Source organism: Oleiphilus sp. HI0067 (assembly GCF_001635735.1).
In genome coordinates this window covers 1-771 of sequence record NZ_LWFI01000913.1, presented here as the reverse complement: position 1 = coordinate 771, position 771 = coordinate 1, and the positions used below count along the sequence as shown (strand labels likewise).

Annotated in this window: 1 protein-coding gene; it reads right to left on the bottom strand. The window is 43.1% G+C overall.

What is annotated here, in order from left to right; genetic code table 11:
- Positions 1-216: 216 nt before the first annotated feature.
- The gene (locus A3739_RS10670) at positions 217-639 is read right to left on the bottom strand and encodes a biopolymer transporter ExbD (protein ID WP_068476202.1); all 423 of its coding nucleotides are present in this window, start codon (positions 637-639) and stop codon (positions 217-219) included.
- Positions 640-771: the final 132 nt, after the last annotated feature.

The following is a 771-nucleotide window of genomic DNA, read 5'->3' as shown; positions in this document are numbered from 1 at the left end:
CAAACTCTAGCGCTTTAACCATTGCAGCACTGGCACCGGCATAAACAAAGTTGCCGATCACACTCAGTGCAAAGAAAAATTTGAGAGGTTTGAGATATACCAATAAACGGCGATAAAGCTGCCAATTGGAATCTTCATTTTGCGGTAACGCTTTCGCGTCTTTTGTCATTACAATTTGCTCGCGTAGACAAAGCTCTAGCTTAAGCTAGAGCTTTTTTAGTTTTTCGACTGTGCTCGTTGTGTCGTGATACTAAGCTGAACAAATCCAAGTTGACCTGCAACATCCATCACACGAACCACAAACTCGTGATCAGTTTTGGAATCTGCTGTAATAATGAAAGGAATCTTGGTGTTTCCATTCGAGATTTTCTCGACGGCTTTCTTCAAGGTATCTTCCTGATTGTTGATGAGTGCGCGCTCATTAACCGAGAACTCACCTTCAGCATTGATGATCACTTCTATTTCTTCAGCCAATGGCTTAGCAGGATCTGCGCTCGACTGCGGCAAATCAATCTCCAAGTGGCTTTCTTTNGTAAAAGTGGTCGATACCATGAAAAAAATCAACAACAAAAACACCACGTCAATCAGCGGTGTTAAGTTGACTGATACTTCTTCAGAAGCTTGGCGCTTGAAATTCAAGGTTGTTTTTCCTCTGCACGCGTCGGCTCACGCTCACCGTGAACAATCTCTACAAGACGCAATGCGTCTTGTTCCATGTCTATCACAATTTCGTCAACACGACGTAGGAAATAACGGTGGAAGATCAATGCT